The 21,160-nt window shown below is 73.5% G+C and carries 16 protein-coding genes; 7 read left to right on the forward strand and 9 right to left on the reverse strand.

Going from position 1 to position 21,160, the window contains the following annotated elements; genetic code table 11:
* Positions 1 to 13 precede the first annotated feature (13 nt).
* Positions 14 to 991: an NAD(+) diphosphatase gene (gene nudC / locus ASH01_RS02055; protein WP_327191897.1), complete on the reverse strand. Its 978-nt coding sequence runs from the start codon at positions 989 to 991 to the stop codon at positions 14 to 16.
* A 118-nt stretch (positions 992 to 1,109) separates the two neighbouring features.
* Here nudC and ASH01_RS02060 point away from each other — a divergent pair, with 118 nt between their 5' ends.
* A complete protein-coding gene (locus tag ASH01_RS02060) occupies positions 1,110 to 2,567 on the forward strand; it encodes a phosphotransferase (protein ID WP_056770727.1) in 1,458 nt (485 codons plus the stop codon).
* 172 nt (positions 2,568 to 2,739) lie between these two features.
* On the opposite strand, the gene ASH01_RS02065 is transcribed toward ASH01_RS02060, so the two are convergent.
* The 7 genes from ASH01_RS02065 to moeB all read right to left on the reverse strand — a co-directional run bounded on the left by ASH01_RS02065 (position 2,740) and on the right by moeB (position 15,245).
* Complete coding sequence (locus ASH01_RS02065; protein ID WP_056770730.1) at positions 2,740 to 6,240, reverse strand: ATP-dependent helicase; 3,501 nt, start codon at positions 6,238 to 6,240, stop codon at positions 2,740 to 2,742.
* On the reverse strand, positions 6,237 to 9,473 hold the full coding sequence (locus tag ASH01_RS02070) for an ATP-dependent helicase (protein ID WP_056770732.1): 3,237 nt from the start codon (positions 9,471 to 9,473) through the stop codon (positions 6,237 to 6,239). The genes ASH01_RS02065 and ASH01_RS02070 overlap by 4 nt, the downstream gene beginning before the upstream one ends.
* 213 nt (positions 9,474 to 9,686) lie before the next feature.
* Complete coding sequence (katG, locus tag ASH01_RS02075) at positions 9,687 to 11,870, reverse strand: catalase/peroxidase HPI (RefSeq protein ID WP_235509534.1); 2,184 nt, start codon at positions 11,868 to 11,870, stop codon at positions 9,687 to 9,689.
* Positions 11,871 to 11,942: 72 nt separating this feature from the next.
* Positions 11,943 to 12,371 (reverse strand): Fur family transcriptional regulator, encoded by a 429-nt coding sequence (locus ASH01_RS02080; protein WP_056770740.1) that lies wholly within the window; start codon positions 12,369 to 12,371, stop codon positions 11,943 to 11,945.
* A 31-nt stretch (positions 12,372 to 12,402) separates the two neighbouring features.
* Positions 12,403 to 13,146 (reverse strand): DUF4386 family protein, encoded by a 744-nt coding sequence (locus ASH01_RS02085; RefSeq protein ID WP_056770743.1) that lies wholly within the window; start codon positions 13,144 to 13,146, stop codon positions 12,403 to 12,405.
* Positions 13,147 to 13,315: 169 nt separating this feature from the next.
* Positions 13,316 to 14,056 carry an MGMT family protein gene (locus ASH01_RS22325; protein WP_082619347.1) on the reverse strand — a complete coding sequence of 247 codons (741 nt, stop codon included), beginning with the start codon at positions 14,054 to 14,056 and terminating at the stop codon, positions 13,316 to 13,318.
* A gap of 10 nt (positions 14,057 to 14,066) precedes the next feature.
* Positions 14,067 to 15,245, reverse strand: a complete 1,179-nt coding sequence (gene moeB, locus ASH01_RS02095; protein ID WP_056770746.1) for a molybdopterin-synthase adenylyltransferase MoeB — start codon at positions 15,243 to 15,245, stop codon at positions 14,067 to 14,069.
* 102 nt (positions 15,246 to 15,347) lie between these two features.
* Between moeB and ASH01_RS02100 the strand changes: the two genes are divergently transcribed.
* The 4 genes from ASH01_RS02100 to ASH01_RS02115 all read left to right on the forward strand — a co-directional run bounded on the left by ASH01_RS02100 (position 15,348) and on the right by ASH01_RS02115 (position 17,330).
* Positions 15,348 to 16,040 carry a TetR/AcrR family transcriptional regulator gene (locus ASH01_RS02100; protein WP_056770750.1) on the forward strand — a complete coding sequence of 231 codons (693 nt, stop codon included), beginning with the start codon at positions 15,348 to 15,350 and terminating at the stop codon, positions 16,038 to 16,040.
* A 56-nt stretch (positions 16,041 to 16,096) separates the two neighbouring features.
* A complete protein-coding gene (locus tag ASH01_RS02105; RefSeq protein WP_026864027.1) occupies positions 16,097 to 16,318 on the forward strand; it encodes a DUF3107 domain-containing protein in 222 nt (73 codons plus the stop codon).
* Positions 16,319 to 16,601: 283 nt separating this feature from the next.
* On the forward strand, positions 16,602 to 16,874 hold the full coding sequence (locus ASH01_RS02110; RefSeq protein ID WP_056770754.1) for a GlsB/YeaQ/YmgE family stress response membrane protein: 273 nt from the start codon (positions 16,602 to 16,604) through the stop codon (positions 16,872 to 16,874).
* 192 nt (positions 16,875 to 17,066) lie between these two features.
* Positions 17,067 to 17,330 carry a GlsB/YeaQ/YmgE family stress response membrane protein gene (locus ASH01_RS02115; RefSeq protein ID WP_056770758.1) on the forward strand — a complete coding sequence of 88 codons (264 nt, stop codon included), beginning with the start codon at positions 17,067 to 17,069 and terminating at the stop codon, positions 17,328 to 17,330.
* A gap of 138 nt (positions 17,331 to 17,468) precedes the next feature.
* Here ASH01_RS02115 and ASH01_RS02120 read toward each other — a convergent pair whose 3' ends face one another.
* On the reverse strand, positions 17,469 to 18,197 hold the full coding sequence (locus ASH01_RS02120; RefSeq protein WP_056770763.1) for a ferritin-like fold-containing protein: 729 nt from the start codon (positions 18,195 to 18,197) through the stop codon (positions 17,469 to 17,471).
* A gap of 250 nt (positions 18,198 to 18,447) precedes the next feature.
* On the opposite strand from ASH01_RS02120, the gene ASH01_RS02125 reads away from it, so the two are divergent.
* Entirely contained in the window at positions 18,448 to 20,322 is a 1,875-nt protein-coding gene (locus ASH01_RS02125; RefSeq protein WP_056770767.1) for a DEAD/DEAH box helicase, read from the forward strand.
* A gap of 204 nt (positions 20,323 to 20,526) precedes the next feature.
* Positions 20,527 to 21,099 carry a pyridoxamine 5'-phosphate oxidase family protein gene (locus ASH01_RS02130; protein ID WP_056770772.1) on the forward strand — a complete coding sequence of 191 codons (573 nt, stop codon included), beginning with the start codon at positions 20,527 to 20,529 and terminating at the stop codon, positions 21,097 to 21,099.
* Positions 21,100 to 21,160: the final 61 nt, after the last annotated feature.

The raw sequence follows: 21,160 nt of genomic DNA on the forward strand, positions 1-21,160 counted from the left end.
GCGCCGACTAGGCTCAGAAGCTCGTCCCCGTGCCCGGCTCGACGACGGACTCGACCGTCTGGCCGAGCCAGTGCTCGATGATCCGCTTGGCGATCGAGATGCCGCTCGGCGTGCGGATCGAGCCGTCGCGGAGCAGGTCGCGGTACTCCTCACGGCTCACCCAGCGCGCCTCGGCCATCTCGACGGGGTCGATCCTCAGCTCGGTCTCGCGCGTCGTCGCCTGGAAACCGATCATCACCGACGAGGGGAACGGCCACGGCTGGTTGCCGAGGTAGTGCGCCGCCTCGACGGAGATGCCGACCTCCTCGGCGACCTCGCGGGCGACCGCGGACTCGAACGACTCCCCCGGCTCGACGAAGCCGGCGAGCACGGAAAAACGACCCTCGGGCCAGTGCGCCCCCCGGCCCAGCAGCAGCCGGTCGTCGGGGTCGACGACCGACATGATGACCGCCGGGTCGGTGCGCGGGTAGTGCTCGCTGCCCTCGCGCTCGCAGCGCCGCACCCAGCCACCCTGTCGGGGATGGGTCGGGGCGCCACAGCGAGGGCAGAAGCGGTGCGTCGCGTGCCAGTGGGCCAGTGCCAGCGCGGTCGTGAAGACGCCTGCGTCGCGGGGTGCGAGCGCCTCGCCTGCCTGCCGCAGCGTGAGCCAGCCTTCCGGCGGCCGGTCCTCGTCGGCCGCGCTCCCGTCGTCCGTCGAGACGACGCCCACGTATGCCGTACCGTCGCCGTCGCGGCCGAGGTGCAGTCCGAGCCGGGCGTGGTCCTCGGGCTCGGGGGCGCGCAGGACGAGCGCCAGCCCGTCGTCACCGGCCACCTGTGCGCCGTCTGGGGCCGACACCTGCATGCGGTCACCCCGGACCTCGGCGACGCGGGTCTGCGGGTCGTCGAGCAGCTCGGTGAGGACCTCGGGCCGCCGACGCTCGAGCGCCACCCGGTCCAGTGAGCTGCGCGAGAGCGCGAGGTCGGCCAGGGTCTCGTCGGTCACTGCCACGCGACCCACCCTAGGGCGGCGAGCCGGCACCGGCGCACCGGTGTCGAGCCTGCACCGAACCGACCGGCGCGGGCGTCGCCTCCCACGCTCGGCGCGCTGCTCGACCTACGGTGGACACGTGACGCGCAGCCCGCTCTTCCTCGCCGCCCTGGCGAGCTCGGCCGTGCCGGGCCTCGACCCGGTGACGGTGGAGGGTGTCCCGGGCCGTCCCGGCGACCTCTTCGAGATCGCCTACGTCCAGGACAGCCAGGACCGCCGCTGGGTCGTCAAGGCGCCGTGCACGTCGGCGGCCGGCGCGATGCTCGACGACATCTCCGCCCTGTCCGGCCTGCTCGGGCGCCGGCTCGACGTGGCCATGCCCATGGTCCGCGGCCTCGCCCAGGTGCCGGAGGGCCGAGCGGCCGTCTACCTGCGCGTCCCCGGTCGACCCCTCTACTTCGCGGGGCTCCGTCCGGGCCCGTTGACGGCCGAGGTGGGTCGCACCCTCGCGCACATCCACAATGTCGAGCACCTGCTCTACGAGGAGGCCGGGCGACCCTCGTACGACGCCGAGGCGTACCGCCGCCGCCAGCTCTCCGAGCTCGACCGGGCCGCCGCGACGGGGCACGTGCCCACCGGGCTCCTCACGCGCTGGGAGCACGCACTCGAGGACGTCTCGCTGTGGCGCTTCGCCCCGACCACGGTACACGGCACCTTCACCGGCGAGAACGTCCTCGCGTCGTTCGACGACGATGACGACTCGTCGAGCGGTCACGTGCGTGGCGTCCTGGCCTGGGAGGCAAGCCGCGTCGGCGACCCGGCGGACGACTTCGCCGAGCTCGCCAGCCTGGCGCCGGCCGAGACGCTCGATGCCGTGCTCGAGGCCTACGCCGAGTCGCGCATCGAGCGACCTGACGTGCACCTCGTGCGCCGCGCCCGGCTCGCGGCCGAGATGGCGCCGCTGCGGACCCTGCTCCACGCCCTCGCGTCGGGCCAGCTCGACGTCGTCGAGCGCACCGCCGACGAGCTGCGCGCCCTCGACGGCCGGGTCGAGGACGACGACCGTCGTCACGCGCAGGAGGACGCCGAGCGCAGCGAGCGCACCCGACAGTCGCGAGAGCGTGCCGCAGCGGTCCTCGACCCCGACGACCCCGAGCGGCCCGAGCCCGAGTGGGACGCGACCCAGCCGCACGTGCCCTTCCCGATGCTCGGCGAGACCCAGGCGATCTCGATGACCTCGCTGCTCGACGAGCCGCAGGTCCCCGATGACTGGACCGCCGGGGACGCCGAGCCGCCCACGACGTCGCCGGGGACGGCCGATGCCGCACCGGGTGACGCCGTCGCCGCCGACGACGTGCCAGCGGTCCCCGGAGGCACGGCCGGGCCGGACCGGTCACCGTGGCACGCCGAGGCCGTGGAGGAGTCCCAGCCCGTGCCGCTCACGGCCGCGGACGCCGACGCCTCCACCTTCGAGATCGACGAGGTCGAGGCCCTGCCCGAGGACGCCGACGGCGTGCTCGACCTCCACGAGGGCGCCTCCGACTTCGTGCCGGTCGAGCACCGTCCCGAGCACCCCGCCCACGACGCGCGCACCTGACGGGCCCAAGCCGCGTCGTCGAGTGGCCCCGAGACCCCACCCGTCACTCCCGTCGAGTGGCCCCGGAACCCCACCGGTCCCACACCGACGGACCGGATCGAGTGTGACGACGGGGCCACTCGAGTGGGACAGGGCGCTCACTCGAGTGGGACGGGGCGCTCACTCGAGGGGGCTAGTCGGGGAGGGTGCGGAGCAGGTCGACGAGGGCGGCCTCGCCCGGGAGGTCGGGACGCACCGTGACACCTTCGCCCGCGTAGTAGAACGCCGCGTCGACGAGCGACGGGTCGACGCCGCGCAGCCGGGCGAAGGCGACGGCATACGCCGCGAGCTGGAGCGCGCGGACGGTCGCGTCGCGCCCGGTCGGCCTGGCACCCGTCTTCCAGTCGACGACCGTCCAACCGCCGTCGTCGCGAGGGAAGACGGCGTCGACCCGGCCGCGGACGGCGATCCCGTCGATGACCGTCTCGATCGACATCTCGATCTCCTCGGGGATGCGGTCGGCCCACTCGCTGGCGAGGAAGCGCTCCTTCATCCCGTCCAGGTCGCCGTCGTCGGCCGCCCCCTCGTCGGCGCTGCCCGGGAGGTCGAGCAGGTCGACGAACGCGGCGCGAGCGTAGTGCTCCTCGATCCACGCGTGGAAGGCCGTGCCCTGCCGCGCGGCGACGGCCGGCGGGCTCGGCATCGGACGCCGGAGGGACATCGCGAACGCCTCCGCGTCCCGGGCCAGCGAGACGACCGCGGACGCCGAGAGGTGGCGCGGGACGTCGACGACGGACTCATCACGAGACCGCCGGGCCGCCTGCTCGGCGAGCAGGATGCGGAGGTCGTCGACGCGCGGATCCCCTTGCGGCACAGTTGGACCCGCGTCGACGAGGGCGGCGATCCGTCGGTGCGCGTCGAGCAGGCCTGCGCGCCTCGCCCCCATCGGGTCGTGGGGCCACAGCTGTGAGATCGGGACGGCGAGGTGCGGGTTGGTCGGCGCCGACGCCTTGCCCTTGTCGTCGAGGACCGGCTCGGGGTCCGGCGCCCAGGCGGTGCGCACGACGGACCCGGGCAGGGTCTCCTCGACCTCGGTCAGGAAGCGCGACGGCACCGACAGGGTCTTCTTCGTGGCACCCCAGAGGTGGGTCGTCAGGAGCATCGAGGCGCGTGCGCGGGTCAGCGCGACGTAGGCGAGGCGCCGCTCCTCGGCCACGGCATGCCGCCCGCCGTCGAGGACGAACGCGTCGATGGCAGCGCTGAGCGCCTTGCGGTCGGGCACCCCGCGCCAGTCGAGGTGCGGCAGGCCGGCTCGGTCGCCGCGCAGGTCGTAGGGCAGCGAGTCGAGCCCGATGAGCCAGCCCTTGTCCTTGACGTCACCCGAGCAGGCGTATGCCGTGGGCTCGCTGTCGGCGACGGGCGCCACCGCGGTCGCGCCGTGCGCCGGGAAGACTCCCTCGACGAGGGTCGGGACGGCGACGACGTCCCACTCGAGCCCCTTGGCCGCGTGCACGGTCAGGACCTGGACGGCGTCGGCGTCGGACTCGGTGTGCCCGGCGTCGAGGCCGCGCTCCTGGTCGCGGGCGGCGTCGAGCCAGCTGAGGAAGCCGGACAGGGTGGGTCGATCGGCGGTCGTGGCATAGCGCGCCGCGACGTCGGCGAAGGCGTCGAGGTGCACGCGGGCGGTCGAGGCCGTGTGCTCGGGCCGCGAGAGCACCTCGATGTCGAGCCCGATGGCGACCTCGGCCTCGGCGACGAGGTCGACGAGGGGCAGCGCCGTGAGCCGACGGAGCCGCCGCACGACGTCGCCGAGGTCGTGCAGCCGGGCCAGCGCCTCGTCGCCGATGCGGGCGCCGTCGCGTCCGGTCCACCCGGCGCGAGGCAGGTCGTCGAGGGCCTCGACGAGCGTGGCGGTGTCGGCGCTGTCGGCCGCGAGGTCGGAGCCCCGGCGGTCATCGGCTGATGCCGTGCCGCCATCGGCACCCGCCACCTCCGCCACGACGCCGTCCGCCGGGGCGCCGTCGCCCGTGGGTGGCCGGCCTCCGGAGGGCCCGGATCCCGGGCTCCGCTGCGCGGCGACTGCGCCGGGGCTGCCGGCCGCCGGCTGGTCGGGTGCGGTCGAGGTGGCGGCCCCGACGCGGGGCGTTCGCCGGTGCAGCTCACGCGCCCAAGCCCACAGCCCGGCCAGGTCGGCCGCGCCGAGGCGGACGACGGGCCCGGTCAGCAGGCGCATCAGCTGGTCGCCGCGGCTGGGGTCCTGCACCACCCAGAGGGCGGCGACGAGGTCGCTGACCTCGGGGGTGACGAGCAGCCCACCGAGGCCGACGACCTCGACGGGCAGCTGGTGGCGGCGCAGCGCCTCGAGGACGACGGGGAAGGTCGAGCGTCGCCGGCACAGCACGGCCGCGCTGCGGCCGGTGCGCCGGCCGCTCGGGCTGAACCAGTGCGCGGCGATCCAGGCGGCGAGGTGGTCGGCCTCCTCCTCGGCGGTCCCGAGCCGGGCCACCTCGATCGTCCCCACCCCGGCGCCCGGCCGAGGCCGCAGCGGCTGCACGTGCTCGGTCGCGAGCGGCGCGGCCACGGCGTTGGCCGCATCGAGGATGAGCGAGTCGTTGCGCCAGCTCGTCGACAGCGGCAGGACGTCGGCGGGGCCCTCGTCGCCGCCGAACTCGGACGGGAAGCGCAGCAGGGTGGTGGCGCTCGCGCCACGCCAGCCGTAGATCGACTGGTTGGGGTCGCCGACGGCGGTCAGCGCCACCCCGGGGTGGTGGAAGAGCGAGCGGAGCAGCTCGAGCTGCGCCTCGGACGTGTCCTGGAACTCGTCGAGCAGCACGGCCCGGAACCGCTCGCGCTCGATCTGGCCGACGGCCGGCACCGAACGGGTGAGCCGGGCCGCGATGGCCATCTGGTCGGCGAAGTCGAGGGACTCGCGCTCGCGCTTGAGCGCGAGGAAGGCCTCGACGATCGGCAGGACCGTGCGGCGCTCGCGCAGGACGGCGACCGCGTCTCGCGCGGCGGTGAGCGACCCACGGCCCTCGCCGTCGGGCAGGGCGTCGAGGCGCGCGAGCACGGCGTCGAGGTGGTCCATCACGTCGACGGGCGTGCGCACGTGCTCGGCCATCTCGCCGGCGAGCGCCATGACGGCCTGGATGACGGTCGCCTCGCTCTTGACGACGTCGTCCATCGGGCCGTCCCAGCGCGACACCGCCTCGGCAGCCAGCTGCCACGCCCCGGCCTCGGTGAGGATGCGGAACTCCGGCTCGATGCCCACCCGGAGGGCGTGCTCGCGGACGAGCCGGCCGGCATACGCGTGGTAGGTGGAGACGGTCGGCGTGCCGCCGAGCACCTCGGCGCCCGTGCCGTCGTCGGCGGGCGGCGTCCAGATGCCGGCCCGCTCGAGGCCTCGCAGGCGCTTGGCGATGCGCTGGGAGAGCTCGGCCGCGGCCTTGCGGGTGAAAGTCAGGCCGAGCACCTGGTCGGGGTCGACGAGGCCGTTGGCGACGAGCCACACGACGCGCGCCGCCATCGTCTCGGTCTTGCCCGAGCCCGCGCCGGCGACGACGAGCAGCGGGCGGGCACCCGCCTCGATGACGGCGGCCTGCTCGGCCGTGGGCGGCGGCATCTCGAGCGCCGTCGCGATGTCGAACGCACTGTGCGCCACCGTCGTCGCGGGGCGCGCCTCGGTCGTCGTCACAGGGCGTCTCCCTCGGGCTGGACGGGGCACGACGACCGCACCGGGCAGGTCTCGCAGGCCTTGCCCTGCGCAGCCCGGAACTCGGCCGCCCCCATCCCCTCGGCGGTCTGCTGCACGAGCGTCCGTGCCCACGTCGGATCGTCGCTGCTCGCGAGCGGTGGCTGTGGCAGCACGCTCGGCTTGAGCCCGGAGAGCCCTCCCTTGCCGATGAAGGCGAGCGCCGCCCCGGCACTGCGGTCTCCGAGCGCGGGGAACCCGCCTTCCTCGACGGCCACCTGGTAGGCCCCGAGCTGGCCGTGCTGGGCCAGCTCGGCCTTGGTCGGCTTGGTCTTGCCGGTCTTGAGGTCGACGATGCGCAGGCGCCCCTCGGCGTCGCGCTCGATGCGGTCGACGCGCCCGGCCACGACGGCGCGCCCCACCTCGACCCGGAAGTCGGACTCGATCCCGACGCGCTCCCAGTCGCGCTCGGCGGCGGACCGGTAGGCGACGAACCGCGCCACCATGTCGTGCGCCTCCTGGTGGGTGCGGTCGGTGACCCAGCCGGGCTTGAGCCCCAGGCGTCCCCACCGTGCGTCGACCTCGTGCTTCAGCACCTCGAGCGGCGCGTCGGGCAGCTCGGCGACGATGTCGTGGACGAAGGTGCCGACGGAGGCTGCGCCGAGGGAGACGCCCTCGCCACCGACCGACGTGAGGAACCAGCGCAGCCCGCACTCGGCGAAGTAGGTGACCTTCGACGGCGACACGGGCACCGGCTCGTCGGGTCGGCGCACGGGACGCTCGCTCGTGACCGACCGGAGCGCCCACCACGAGGTCGGGTCGGCCCCGCGCACGCCCTCGCGCGCCGCGGCTGCGAGCAGGTTGAGGGCCGGCTCGGCGACGCCCGGGTCGGGGCTGACGGCCTCGCGCCTCAGCTCTCCGACGAGCCCCGGCAGGGTCATGGTGCGCGCCACCTCGGAGTGCGGGCGCACCTCGTCGGCCAGACGCGTCGTGGCAGGCGGGTCGACGAGGTCGAGGTAGACCGACGGCTGCTCGTCCTCGTTGCCGACGGCGGTGACGAGCAGCCGCTCGGTGGCGCGGGTGACGGCGACGAGGAAGAGGCGCGTCTCGTCGTAGCGCACCGCGGCCTGGGCGGCGCGGAAGCCGAGCGGCCGCTGGGCGACGACGTCGACGAGGTCCTCGGACCCGAGGACCGAGCCGCGCAGGCGCAGGTCGGGCCACACGCCCTCCTGGACCCCCGCGACGACGACGATGCGCCACTGCCGGCCGGCGGCGGTCTGCGGCGTCAGCAGCGCGACCCGGCCCCCGGACTGACCGCCGACGAGCAGGGTGTCGCCGGGGACGTCCTGACCCTGGATGTGCTCGAGGAACTTGTCGGGGCCGGCGGTCGGCAGCCGGTCGACGAACGCGCCCGCCGCGTCGAAGAGCGCGAGCACGGCGTCGAGATCGCGGTCGGCCCGCTCGCCCGACGTGCCTCCGGAGAGCGCCTGTCGCCGCCACCCGTCGGCGACCCCCGCGCCCTGCCAGATGGCCCAGAGCACGGACTCGGCCGTGACCCCGCGCGCCCACCGGCCGTCGTCGGCGACGCGCGCCGCCGCGGCGCCGGCGGCGAGCGCCGTCGCGATGCGTTCGGCGGGCCGGGCGGTCGACCCGAGCATCCGGGCGCGGGGCTGCGACTGGAGCAGCTCGGCGAGCAGCTCGTCGCTGGACCGCCCACCGCCAGAGGCGAGCTCGTCCTGTCGGAGCAGCCGTCGCAGTCGTCGCAGCCCGACGGTGTCGCTCCCCCCGACGGGGGACAGCACGAGGTCGGCGGCCCGCACGGGGTCGATGACGTGGGTGTCGCCGCGGTGCTCGGCGCGAGCGATGGCGATGCTCTCGTCGAGCAGGTGCAGCAGCGGGCGCACCGCGCTCTCGTCGCGGACCGGAGTCTCGGCGCTGCCGGCCTGGACCGGCACCCCGGCCTGCCCGAGCAGGCGACGCATCGCGTCGGCGCGGCCCGATCCGCGCACGATGACGGCCATGTCGGTCCAGGGCACGCCCTCGACGAGGTGCGCCCGGCGCAGCAGGGCCGCGACGTGAGCCGTCTCCTGGGCGGCGGAGCGCAGCAGGGCCACCTCGACGGTGCCCCGCGACGGGTCGCCGGTCGCCGACGACATCCGGCGCTGCTCGCCGCCGCCGAGCGCCCCGATGCGCCGCGAGACCCGGTCGGCCACCCCCACCATGGCCGCGCCGAGCCGGTGGGTCCGGTCGAGGACGACGGTCTCGCTCGCACCGTCACCGGCGTCGTCGATGAGGTCGAAGAGCCCGCCGACGAAGCGGGGGTCGCGCCCGCTCCCCGCGAGGTCGGTCCAGCCGTCGGCGAGGAAGCGCGGGTCGGCGCCGCGGAAGGTCTGGACGGCGACGTCGGGATCGCCGAGGAGGACCACCCGAGGGCCACCGGCGCGGGCGACGACGCGCAGCAGCCGCGCCGCTGCCGACGTCAGCTCCTGGGCGTCGTCGACGACGACGAGGCGGATGCGCTCGTGCAGCCGGTCGAGTGCCGACGGGTCGTCGTCGAGCAGCTCGGCCACCGCGGTGAGCACCCACGCGGGGTCGTAGGAGCCGTGCCGGCTGAACGAGGTGACCTGGTCGTACTCGCGCAGCACGTGCGCCGCCGCAGCCCACTCGGGCCGGTCGTGCTCGTCGGCGAGCCGAGCGAGATCGTCGGGGCCCTGCCCCAGCTCGACCGAGCGCATGAGCAGGTCGCGCAGCTCGTTGCGGAAGCCGCGGGTCGTCAGCGCCTCGCGCAGCTGCTCGGGCCATGCCGGCCCGCGCACCTCCCCCGACGCGTGCCCGGCGAGCAGGTCGCGCAGGATGACGTCCTGCTCGGGGCCGTTGAGCAGCCGGGGCGGTGGGTCGCCGCGCAGCGCCGCCTCGGCCCGGAGCACCCCGAATCCGAAGGCCTGCCACGTCCGGGCGAGCGACTCGGTGGACGTGCCGCCGAGCCGCGCCGTGACCTGCTGGCGCAGCGCGCCGGCCGCGCTTCGGCTCGAGGTGAGCACGAGGCACGAGTCGGCCCGCAGCCCCTGACGGCGCACGGCGTCGACGACGAGCTCGACCGCGACGGTCGACGTGCCGGTGCCCGGCCCGCCGAGGACCCGCAGCACCCGGGCCGAGGAGTCGAGCGCGGCCTGCTGCCGCTCGTCGAGCCGCACCTGCGCCGGGGCGAGGGCGGGAGCTCGACGGAGGATGACCACCGGAGGATTCCATCACGCCCGACCGACACCCGCGCACGACCCGATGGCGTATGCCGTCCGCCCCGTCCCGGCGGGCGCGCCCCGCTCCTGCCTCGGCGGGGCCCAGGGCCCTCGGTGACGCGACCTCGACCCAGCCGCCCGCGGCGCGAGCGGGCACGCGAAGGGCCCGGGACGGCATACGCCATCCCGGGCCCCGTGCGGTGCTTCAGGCCGTCACCTGACGTCGAAGCGGTCGGCCTCCATGACCTGCGACCAGGCAGCGACGAAGTCGTGGACGAACTTCTCGGCGGCGTCGTCGCTCGCGTAGACCTCGGCGAGGGCGCGCAGCTCGGAGTTGGAGCCGAAGAGCAGATCGACGCGGCTGCCGGTCCACGTCTGCTCGCCGGCGGCGTTCGTCGCGGTGAACGTGTCGCCGCCCTCGTTCGCAGCGGTCCACGTCGTGCCGAGCTCGAGCAGGTTGACGAAGAAGTCGTTCGTCAGCGTGCCGACGCGGTCGGTGAGGACACCGGTCGTCGAGCCACCGGTGTTGGCGCCGAGGACGCGCAGCCCGCCGACGAGGACCGTCATCTGCGGGGCCGAGAGGCCGAGCAGGTTGGCGCGGTCGACGAGGAGGTACTCGGCCGGCACGCGGCCGGGCTTGCCGACGTAGTTGCGGAAGCCGTCGTGCCTCGGCTCGAGGTAGCCGAACGACTCGACGTCGGTCTGCTCCTGCGTGGCGTCGACGCGGCCGGCGCGGAAGGGCACCTCGACCGTGACGCCGCCTGCGGCAGCGGCCTGCTCGACCGCGACGTTGCCGCCGAGGACGATGAGGTCGGCGACCGACACGGTGGCCCCGCCGCGACCGTTGAAGTCGGCCTGGATGCCCTCGAGGGCGCGCAGGACGGTCGCGAGCTCGGCGGGGTCGTTGACGTCCCAGCCGCTCTGCGGCTCGAGGCGCACGCGGGCACCGTTGGCGCCGCCGCGCTTGTCGCTGCTGCGGAAGGTCGACGCGGACGCCCACGCGGCCTTGACGAGCTGGGTGACGGTGAGGTCGGAGTCGGCGATGGCCTGCTTGAGGGTCGCGACGTCGTCGGCGCCGATCGCCTGACCGGTGGCGGCGGGCAGCGGGTCCTGCCAGAGCAGCTCCTCCTGCGGCACCTCGGGGCCGAGGTAGCGCTCCACCGGGCCCATGTCGCGGTGGGTCAGCTTGAACCACGCGCGGGCGAAGGCGTCGGCGAACTCGGCGGGGTTCTCGTGGAAGCGGCGGGAGATCTGCTCGTAGGCCGGGTCGACCCGGAGCGACAGGTCGGTCGTCAGCATCGTGGGCAGTCGCTTGGCGCCGCCCTCGTCGGGCGCCGGGATGATGGCCTCGGCGTCCTTGGCGACCCACTGGGCCGCGCCGGCGGGGCTCTGGGAGAGCTCCCACTCATGGCCGAAGAGCATGTCGAAGAAGGTGTTGTCCCACTGCGTCGGCGTGGGCGTCCACGTGACCTCGAGGCCTGAGGTGATCGCGTCCTTGCCCTTGCCCGAGCCGAAGGACTGCTTCCAGCCCAGGCCCTGCTCCTCGAGGCCGGCGGCCTCGGGCTCCTTGCCGACGTACTCCAGCGGGTCGGCCGCGCCGTGCGTCTTGCCGAAGGTGTGGCCACCGGCGATGAGGGCGACGGTCTCCTCGTCGTTCATCGCCATGCGGGCGAAGGTCTCGCGGATGTCGCGGGCCCCGGCGAGCGGGTCCGGGTTGCCGTTGGGGCCCTCGGGGTTGACGTAGATGAGGCCCATCTGGACCGCGGCGAGGGGGTTCTCGAGGTCACGGTCACCGGTGTAGCGCTCGTCGCCGAGCCACTCGGCCTCCGAGCCCCAGTAGACGTCGGCGTCCGGCTCCCAGACGTCCTCGCGTCCGCCGCCGAACCCGAACGTCTCGAAGCCCATCGTCTCGAGGGCGACGTTGCCGGTGAGGACCATGAGGTCGGCCCACGAGAGCTTCTGGCCGTACTTCTTCTTGACCGGCCACAGCAGGCGGCGGGCCTTGTCGAGGTTGCCGTTGTCGGGCCAGGAGTTGAGCGGGGCGAAGCGCTGCTGGCCGGAGCCCGCGCCGCCGCGACCGTCCTGCACGCGGTAGGTGCCCGCGCTGTGCCAGGCCATGCGGATCATGAAGGGGCCGTAGTGGCCGAAGTCGGCGGGCCACCAGTCCTGCGAGTCGGTGAGCACGGCGGCGATGTCGGCCTTGACGGCGGCGAGGTCGAGGCTGGTGAAGGCCGCGGCGTAGTCGAAGTCGTCACCGAGCGGGTTGGCGACCGCGGGGTTCTTGGAGAGGATCTTGAGGTCGAGGCGGTTGGGCCACCAGTCCTCGTTGCTCGTGCCCGCGGGGCGGGTCGACCGGTCGTGGGCCACGGGGCACTTGCTGGCCTCGGGCTCGTTCATCTCGCCGACTTCGGCGTTGGGCTGGTTGAGCTCAGACACGAGGACGTCCTTCTCTTTCTGGGGTGGGCAACTTCAGGAGGCGGCCTCGGCGGCGCACGCAGGGCAGATGCCCCAGTACGTCACCTCGGCCTCGTCGATCACGAATCCGTGAGGGTCGGATGCCGTGAGGCAGGGGGCGTGGCCGACGGCGCAGTCGACGTCGGCGATGGCACCGCACGAGCGGCACACCACGTGGTGGTGGTTGTCGCCGACACGCACCTCGTAGCGGGCGACGGAGCCCGTCGGCTGGATGCGGCGCACGAGACCGGCGTCGGTGAGGGCGCGCAGGACGTCGTAGACGGCCTGGTGGGACACGTCGCCGGCGACCTCGCGGACGCGGCGGATGACGGTGTCGGTGTCGGTGTGCGGGTGGTCGTGCAGGACCGAGAGGACGGCGACGCGCTGGCGCGTGACGCGCAGACCCGCCTCGCGCAGCTGCACCTCGACGTCGGCTCCGGTCATGTCCCGAGTCTCCCGACTTGTCTGGAACAAATCAAGTCTTGATCACTCTCTGGCGACCGAGCCGGTAGAGGTGCCAGGCCACTGCGGCCATCCAGATCGGCAGCAGGACCCCGTAGACGACGTAGAACCCCTCGACGACCGTGCGCAGCGCCTCGGCCGCGATCCCGAGCACCCCGGCGACCACCCCCAGCCAGGCCACCCAGCGAGGGAAGACCCCCCGGAGCATGACGACCGAGACGAGGAGCAGGCCCACGGTCGTCAGGGGCCCGACGACCGACGTCGTGCGGTTCTGGGCGATGAGCGTCTCGGCCGCTGTCGCGAGGGCGAGCCGACGCGCGGGCCCGGCCACGGCGAACTGGTCGCTGAGGTGGACGAGGGCCGGCGCGCCCGTCGTCGTCGTGGGGATCGTCAGGGTGAGTGCCCAGGCTCCGCCACCGATGGCCGCGCCCAGGGCGGCCAGGCTCCGGTCGAGGTGCTTGAGCGCCGGGAAGAGCGACAGGTAGACCACCGCGGCGAAGACTCCCGGGACGAGCCACAGCTGCTGCTGGACGACGTAGAGCGATCGGTGCGCGGCGATGTGGGCGAGCGTGGCCTCGCCGCCCTCGGTGGGCGCGGCCGGAGCCGCCACGGCCAGGACGATGCCGGCCGTCACCATGACGACGAAGACACCGGCGCAGACCCCACCGATCCGGTAGAGGCGGGCCCACGACGGGTCCGCCCCCGTCACCGCGGTGCTCGCGCTGCCCGGCGCCGAGGCATACGTGGACGTGACCATCGGACCGTCTCCTTGGTGACCTGGCTGACGACGTGGCGTCACCCTCGTGAGCGACCCACAGCCACGGGCCGCTCTCCCACCCTCACGCGCCGCGGCCCCGACCGGCAGGGCCGAAGGTCCCGGCAGGGGTCCCGACGTCCGGACGGGGCCGTGCGTCCGGGATCCGGCGTCAGGTGTCAGCCGCGACGACCTCGACCTCGAAGCCCTCGCCGCTCTCGAGGTAGGCGGCGTAGTGCTGCGGGCCACCGGCATACGGGTGGGTGTCGGCGAACATCAGCGTCCAGCCGCCCTCGCCGCAGGCGTCGACGAGCGCGTCGACCTCGGCGCGCGAACCGCCGTGGAAGGCAAGGTGGTTCAGGCCCGCGCGGGTGCGCTCATGGCGTCCGGCGACGACGTCGGGCCCGGCCTCGACGACGACGTAGAGCGAGCCGAGCTCCCACGCCTGTCCGTGCCCCCAGTCGTCACCGAGGTGGTAGCCGAGTCGTCCGAGCAGCCAGCCCCACTCGCGCGTGGCAGCGGTGATGTCGTCGACCCAGATCTCGATGTGGTGCAGGCCGCCGCGCGGCACCGCTCCCCCGGCGGCACCGGACGCCGCCGGCGCTCCGCCGAAGTCCCAGCGCGCGCGGCCCATGTCGGCGCGGCCACCCTCGACGAGCCCGCCCACCATGGGCGTCCCCTCGGCCCGCCAGTGCTCGAGGGCCTCGTCCTCGAGCCCCTGCGGCGGCCGACCGTCGGAGCGGATGACCCGCCACCACGGCAGGTCGGACCCGTAGCGGCTCATCACGGTGCCGACCGTGCGCGGACCCATGCCGCCGAGACGCTTGGCGATGTCGCCGTAGGCGAGCACCCGCCCCTCGGGGATGGTCGCGACGAGGTCGAGCACGCGCTCGGCGTGGTCCTCCAGCGGCACGGGCGTCCTCTCAGTACTCGGGTTGGCTCGGGTCGATCTCCCGGAGGTAGGCGAGTATGCCGCCCTCGACGTTCGCGACGTCCGTGAGCCCCGCGCGGAGCGCGAGCCGCGTCGCCTCGGCCGATCGGCCACCCACCTTGCAGTGGATGAGCACCCTTCTGTCCGTGGGCAGCTCGTCGAACGCCTCCCCGGACCGGAAGCGGTCGAGGTGGATCGCGACGGCGCCGGGGATCGAGGCGATGGCCCGCTCCTCGTCACCGCGCACGTCGACGAGCAGGGGCGGCTCGTCGGCGGCGAGCTCGCCCACCATGTCGTGGACGGTGACCGTCGGCAGGTCGCCCTCGTCGTGGGCGGCGGCACCGGGCACGCCGCAGAACTCGACGTAGTCGATGAGCTCGGTGACGGTCGGCTCGTCGCCGCAGACCGGGCACTCGGGGTCGGCCCGGACCGTCAGGGTGTCCCAGGTCTGGCGCAGCGCGTCGTGGACCACGAGCCGGCCGACGAGCGGCTCGCCGATGCCGAGCAGGAGCTTGATCGCCTCGGTCGACTGGATCGACCCGATGGCGGCACACAGGACCCCGAGCACGCCGCCCTCGGCGCAGCTCGGCACCGAACCGGGCGGCGGTGGCTCGGGGAAGACGCAGCGGTAGCACGGCCCCTGACCGGCCCACCACACCGAGACCTGGCCGTCGAAGCGGAGGATCGAGCCCCACACGTGCGGCTTGCCGAGCATGACGCAGGCGTCGTTGACGAGGTAGCGGGTCGGGAAGTTGTCGGTGCCGTCGACCACGAGGTCGTAGTCGCCGATGATCCCCAGGGCGTTGGCCGAGTCGAGCGCGACGTCGTGTCGGACCACCTCGACGTGCGGGTTGACGCGGTGGACGGCGGCCTCCGCGGACTCGGTCTTGAGTCGACCGATGTCGGCGTCCGAGTGGATGACCTGACGGTGGAGGTTGGTGAGGTCCACGACGTCGGCGTCGACGACCCCGATCGTGCCGACCCCGGCGGCGGCGAGGTAGAGCAGCGCGGGCGACCCGAGACCACCGGCACCGACGACGAGCACCCGGGCGGCCGCCAGGCGCTCCTGTCCGTCCCGGCCCACGTCGGGCAGCAGCACGTGGCGGGCGTACCTCGTCGTCTCGGCCTTGCTGAGCGCCCGACCCGTCTTGACCAGCGGATCCGTCGACATGCCCTCACCGTACTGCTCGGTATGGTGAGACGGACACGGTCGTCTGCGGGGGCGGACGCCGAGGACCGACGAGCAACGCGCCCACACCCGAAGAGGATCCGCATGGCAGACGAGACCACCCCGCCGGGCCGCGGCCAGCGGCTGCCCCGATCGGAGCGGCGCGCCCAGCTGCTCGACGCCGCTCTCGGCGTCTTCGTCGAGAACGGCTACCACGCTGCCGCGATGGACGACATCGCCGCGCGGGCCGGGGTGTCCAAGCCGGTGCTCTACCAGCACTTCCCCGGCAAGCTCGAGCTCTACCTCGCGCTCATCGACCAGCACACCGGCGAGCTCGAGCAGCTCGTTCGCGACGCCCTGGCCCTGTCGGACAACAAGGCCCGCATCAACACGATGACGCGCGCCTACTTCGACTTCGTCGGCCAGGAGGGCGCGGCGTTCCGGCTCATCTTCGAGTCCGACCTCGCCAACGAGCCCGAGGTGCGCCGCCGTCTCGACCAGATCGACCTCACGTGCGCCGAGGCGATGGCCGAGATCATCCGCAGCGAGACCTCGATGGACCAGGAGGAGGCCGTCCTCGTCGGCGTGGCCTTCGTCGGCCTGGCGCAGACGTCGGCCCGCCACTGGCTGACCCACGAGGCGACGCTCTCCAAGGAGACGGCCGTGCGCCTCACCGCTGCGCTCATCCGCCGCGGCTTCGGTGCGTTCCCGGTCGTCGGACGGGGCGACGGCCGCGGCGACGAGGGCGACAGGCCCGGCGGCGCGGCCAGGGAATCGGTCGGCACGCCGGCTCGTTAAGGTGACGACAGGACGCGGTCGACCGCGTCCACCAGAACTGAGAAAGCAGGTTTGACGTGGAGGTCCGCATCGGCGTGCAGAACGTGGCACGCGAGATCACCTTCGAGACGACCCAGAGCAGCGACGAGATCTTCGCCGCCGTCAAGGCGTCGCTCGGCTCCGAGGCCCTCGAGCTGACCGACGACAAGGGCGGTCGCATCATGGTCCCGTCCGCCTCGATCGGCTACGTGACGACGGGTGCCGAGCGCAAGTCGGGCGTCGGCTTCGGCGCTCATTGAACGCGTCCGAGGAGCACGACCCCGCCGACATTCCCGGTACCGGCCAAGGCGACCGCCGCGACCCGCCGGAGGACCACAGCCCGAGGACGGGCCGTCCAGGCATGACGAAGGCCGCCGACCACCACGGTCGGCGGCCTTCGTCATGCCCGCCGAGCCGGCGTCCCGACACGTCCTCCGTCGGGGTGTGGCCCGGAGCGACCATGCGGGTACAAGGTGGAGGAACGAGCCGGGATCGCCGGGTCGTCGCCGCCCGTCCTGCGGGCTCGAAGGAGGAAGCGTAGACATGATCGGAACCATCCTTGCCGCCCTCGTCGCGGGTGCGATCGTGGGACCGCTCGCCCGGCTGGTGCTCCCCGGGAAGCAGGACATGAGTGTCCTGCTCACCGTCATCCTCGGTGCCATCGGCTCCCTGATCGGCGCGTTCATCTACTACAAGGCCACCGGTGTCAACGACACCAAGGGGATCGACTGGATCTCCGGCCTGATCGGCGTCGTCGTCGCAGCCGCGCTCATCGTCGGCTACGGCATGATCACCGGCAACCGCCAGACGCGCTGACGCTTTCGGACGGGCTCCCGACCCGGGTCGCTCGTCCCCTTCGTCCCCTCGCGGGCGAATCCCCGTGGAATTGGCAGGCGCCACATCCACCACACCAGCCCCACGCGATGGGACATTGATCTCGTCGCATGTGTTGTCCGCACCCCTCGCGGACCAAGCGGTCGCCCCTGTGGCGGCCAGAAGGAGCGTCACATGATCGGAACAATCATCGGGGCCATCATCGTCGGTGCCATCATCGGTGCACTCGGCCGTCTGATCCTCCCCGGCAAGCAGAACATCTCGCTCGTCGTGACGATCCTCATCGGCATCGTCGCCAACGTCCTCGTGACGTTCGTCGTGCGCCAGCTCGGTTACTCCAACAACTCAGGTATCGCGTGGATCCCGCTGATCCTCGGCGCCATCGTGGCGGCGATCATCATCGTTCTCTACGGCCGCATGAGCCACAAGTCGGTCTGACCGACCGCACGACCGAAGGGCCCGACCGCACGCGGTCGGGCCCTTCGGCATGTCCGCCCACCGCGTGGCGTATGCCGTGTCGCCCGGTCCGAGGGACCGCGGCCTCCGTCGGTGGCCGGGAGGGCGGCATACGCCCCCTCAGGCCGACAGGCCGAGGCGCTCCATCCGGCGGGAGTGCTCGTCGGTGAGACGGGCGAACATGCGGCCGAGCTCGGCCAGGTCGGCCCCGGCGCGCCCGGGGGCCCCGACGAGGATGCTGGCCAGCGCGTCCCGCTCGACGCCGACGCGCTGGGCCTGGGTGATGGCCTCGCCGACGAGACGACGGCCCCAGAGCGCGAGCCGGCCCGCGAGGCGCGGGTCGGCGGCGATGGCCTCGCGGACGACGGTGACCGCGAAGTCGGCCTGACCGGTGTCCTCGAGGACGCTGACGACGAGCGCGCGCGTGTCCTCGTCGACGTAGCGCGAGATCTCGCGGTAGAAGTCCTGGGCGATGCCCTCGCCGACATAGGCCTTGACGAGTCCCTCGAGGAAGTCGGAGGCGGCCGTGCGCTCGTGGAAGGCGTCGACCGCCGGCACGAACGGCTCCATGGCCGACTCCGGCTCGACGCCGAGGGACTGGAGGCGCTCGGTGAGCACCGAGTAGTTCTTCAGCTCGTGGGCGGCGAGGACGGCGAGCGCCGACTTGTGATGCAGCGTGGGCGCGAGCTCGGCGTCCTTGGCCAGCTGGCTGAAGGCACGCAGCTCGCCGTACGCGAGCGCACCGAGCAGGTCCGTGACGGCGGCGAGGTAGCCGGGCTCGTCGGTGCTCTCCTCGCGGCTCCCATGGTCCGTGTCGACCTGGGGTCCGGGCGTCGCGTCGTCGCTCATGCGCCCAATCTAGTGAAGGAGTTCGGGCGTTCTGCCCGCATGCCGGTAGACTGGGCTTGACAACTCGGTGCCCGGTCGGCCCGATGGTTTGCCCAGATGGTGCTCGCGGAGTCCCCGCGCACCGGTGGAGCCCGCACCGCGTCCAAGCAGTGCGAGAGCCACCCACCGTCCCTGACAGTCTCCGATCGGCCCGTCACGCGCCACTGAGCTCCCGCACCGTCGGGGTGCTCGTGCCGATCGAGAGATGCCCATGACCCAGCCCCACGAGACCCCCGCCGACGCGGGGGTCGCCACGGACGCGCCCGAGCCCACCGTCGCCGAGACGGTCGCGGACACGGCTCCCGAGGCCCCCACCGAGTCGGCCGAGCCGCTCACCCCCGCGGCCGAGGAGCCGGTCGCCCCCGAGCTGACCTTCGCCGACTTCGACGTCCACCCCGACATCGTCGCCTCGCTCGCCGAGCACGGGATCGTCCACCCCTTCCCCATCCAGGCGATGACGCTGCCGGTCGCCCTCGGTGGCCACGACATCATCGGCCAGGCCAAGACCGGCACCGGCAAGACCCTCGGGTTCGGCGTGCCGATCCTCAACCGCGTCCTCGCCCCCGGCGACGCCGGCTTCGACGAGCAGGCCCGTCCGGGCAAGCCGCAGGCCCTCGCCGTCGCCCCGACGCGCGAGCTCGCCGTCCAGGTCGCGAGCGACCTCGAGCGGGCCGGCCGCAAGCGCGGCGTCCGCGTCCTCACCGTCTACGGCGGCCGCGCCTACGAGCCGCAGATCGAGGCCCTCAAGAAGGGCGTCGAGGTCGTCGTCGGCACGCCCGGCCGCCTCATCGACCTGGCCAAGCAGGGTCACCTCGACCTGTCGCAGGCGCGCACCGTCGTGCTCGACGAGGCCGACGAGATGCTCGACCTCGGCTTCCTGCCGGACGTCGAGACCCTCATGTCGCTGACGCCGGCCTCGCGCCAGACGATGCTCTTCTCCGCGACGATGCCGGGAGCCATCGTGGCCCTCGCCCGTCGCTACATGTCCCAGCCGACGCACATCCGCGCGATGGGCGACGAGAACGAGAACGCCCACACGGTCAAGGCCGTCGAGCAGTTCGTCTACCGTGCGCACGCCATGGACAAGGTCGAGATGCTCTCGCGCATGCTCCAGGCCAACGGCCGAGGGCTGACGATCATCTTCAGCCGGACCAAGCGCACCGCCGCCAAGGTGTCCGACGAGCTCGTCGAGCGTGGCTTCGCGGCTGCCGCGATCCACGGTGACCTCGGGCAGGGTGCCCGCGAGCAGGCGCTGCGCGCCTTCCGCAACGGCAAGGTCGACATCCTCGTCGCCACCGACGTCGCGGCCCGCGGCATCGACGTCGAGAACGTCACGCACGTCATCAACTACCAGTGCCCCGAGGACGAGAAGACCTACCTGCACCGCATCGGCCGCACGGCCCGCGCCGGCAACACCGGCGTCGCGGTGACCTTCGTCGACTGGGACGACCTGCACCGCTGGGCGCTCATCAACAAGACGCTCGACCTCGGCATCCCCGAGCCGCAGGAGACCTACTCGAGCTCCGACCACCTCTACAGCGACCTCGACATCCCCACCGACGCCAAGGGCCGCCTGCGTCGCTCGCAGCAGAAGCTCGCGGGCCTCGGTGCCGAGGAGATCGAGGACCTCGGTGAGACGGGCAAGCGCCACGGCAAGTCCGGCGCGGGCGCCGGAGCCGGTCGCGGCGACCGTGACCGGGGTGAGCGCGGTGACCGTGGCGGCGACCGTGGGCGCTCGCGCTCCGACCGCGGCCGCGGAGACGCCGAGGCGAACGGCTCGTCCGGCTCGGCAGGCTCGTCCGACTCGTCCGACGCCGGTGAGACGCCGGCCGCCGAGGGTGGCGAGAGCCGCCCCCGCCGCAGCCGCAACCGCCGTCGCACCCGTGGCGCCGGCGCTGCAGCCGCCGGTGCCGCAGGCGAGGCCGGTGGCTCCGAGTCGTCGGCTCCTGCCGGCAACGGCCCCGACGGTGGGTCCGACGCCGCCGAGGGTGGGTCGCGTCCGCCGCGCCGTCGCCGTCGTGGCGGTGCCGGCCGCGGTGGTGCGGGTCACGGCGAGTCCGAGCCCGCGACAGCCGCTGCCGAGTGACGGCGCGACGTCGAGCCACATCGGCTGACGTCGCATCCAGCACGTGAGAGGCCCGGGCCGACACCACACGGTGTCCGCCCGGGCCTTCGCACACCCATGTGGCCGCCCGCACACCCGGTCGGGTCCACGCTGCGGTCAGCCCGGGTCGGCGTCGTGACGGGCTCCTACGCTGGGGCGAGACGCCGGCACCGAGGAGGGCCACCCATGAAGCTGCACGATCGGATCGACGAGCGCCTGCGCGCCTTCATCGAGGCGCAGCACCTCTTCTTCGTCGCGACGGCGCCGCTCGCCTCCGACGGACACGTCAACCTCTCCCCCAAGGGCCTCGACGGCACCTTCGCGGTGCTCGGCGAGCACGAGGTCGCCTACCTCGACCTTACGGGCAGCGGCTCCGAGACCGTGGCCCACCTGCGCGAGAACGGTCGCATCACCGTCATGTTCTGCGCGTTCGAGGGGCCGCCGAACATCGTGCGGCTGCACGGGACCGGTCGCTACGTGGCGCTCGGTCACAGCGAGTTCGACTCGTACCGTGGACTCTTCGCCGAACACCCCGGTGCCCGGGGAGTCGTCGTTATCGACGTCGAACGCGTCTCAGACTCGTGCGGCTATGCCGTGCCGTTCATGAGCCACGAGAGCGACCGGGACCTACTGACCCGGTGGGCGGGCAACCGGGGTGACGAGGGCCTGGCGACCTACCGTGCGACGAAGAACGCCACCTCCATCGACGGCCTCCCCGCCCTCGACCCGACGGCCACACCATCAGCCGCAGCCGACTGACGTCGCCACCCACGCCTCGAAGGGGCAGGTGACTCCGGGAACGCGGACGGCCGGGCCCTCG

This window comes from Terrabacter sp. Soil811, assembly GCF_001429655.1.
In the GTDB taxonomy this organism is placed as follows: Bacteria; Actinomycetota; Actinomycetes; order Actinomycetales; family Dermatophilaceae; genus Terrabacter.

Coding starts and splice junctions, on each gene's coding strand:
- katG (WP_235509534.1), bottom strand. CDS start 11,870: ATGAACGAGCCCGAGGCCAGCAAGTGCCCCGTGGCCCACGACCGGTCG.
- ASH01_RS02080 (WP_056770740.1), bottom strand. CDS start 12,371: ATGACCGGAGCCGACGTCGAGGTGCAGCTGCGCGAGGCGGGTCTGCGC.
- ASH01_RS02085 (WP_056770743.1), bottom strand. CDS start 13,146: ATGGTCACGTCCACGTATGCCTCGGCGCCGGGCAGCGCGAGCACCGCG.
- moeB (WP_056770746.1), bottom strand. CDS start 15,245: ATGTCGACGGATCCGCTGGTCAAGACGGGTCGGGCGCTCAGCAAGGCC.
- ASH01_RS02100 (WP_056770750.1), top strand. CDS start 15,348: ATGGCAGACGAGACCACCCCGCCGGGCCGCGGCCAGCGGCTGCCCCGA.
- ASH01_RS02110 (WP_056770754.1), top strand. CDS start 16,602: ATGATCGGAACCATCCTTGCCGCCCTCGTCGCGGGTGCGATCGTGGGA.
- ASH01_RS02115 (WP_056770758.1), top strand. CDS start 17,067: ATGATCGGAACAATCATCGGGGCCATCATCGTCGGTGCCATCATCGGT.
- ASH01_RS02120 (WP_056770763.1), bottom strand. CDS start 18,197: ATGAGCGACGACGCGACGCCCGGACCCCAGGTCGACACGGACCATGGG.
- ASH01_RS02125 (WP_056770767.1), top strand. CDS start 18,448: ATGACCCAGCCCCACGAGACCCCCGCCGACGCGGGGGTCGCCACGGAC.
- ASH01_RS02130 (WP_056770772.1), top strand. CDS start 20,527: ATGAAGCTGCACGATCGGATCGACGAGCGCCTGCGCGCCTTCATCGAG.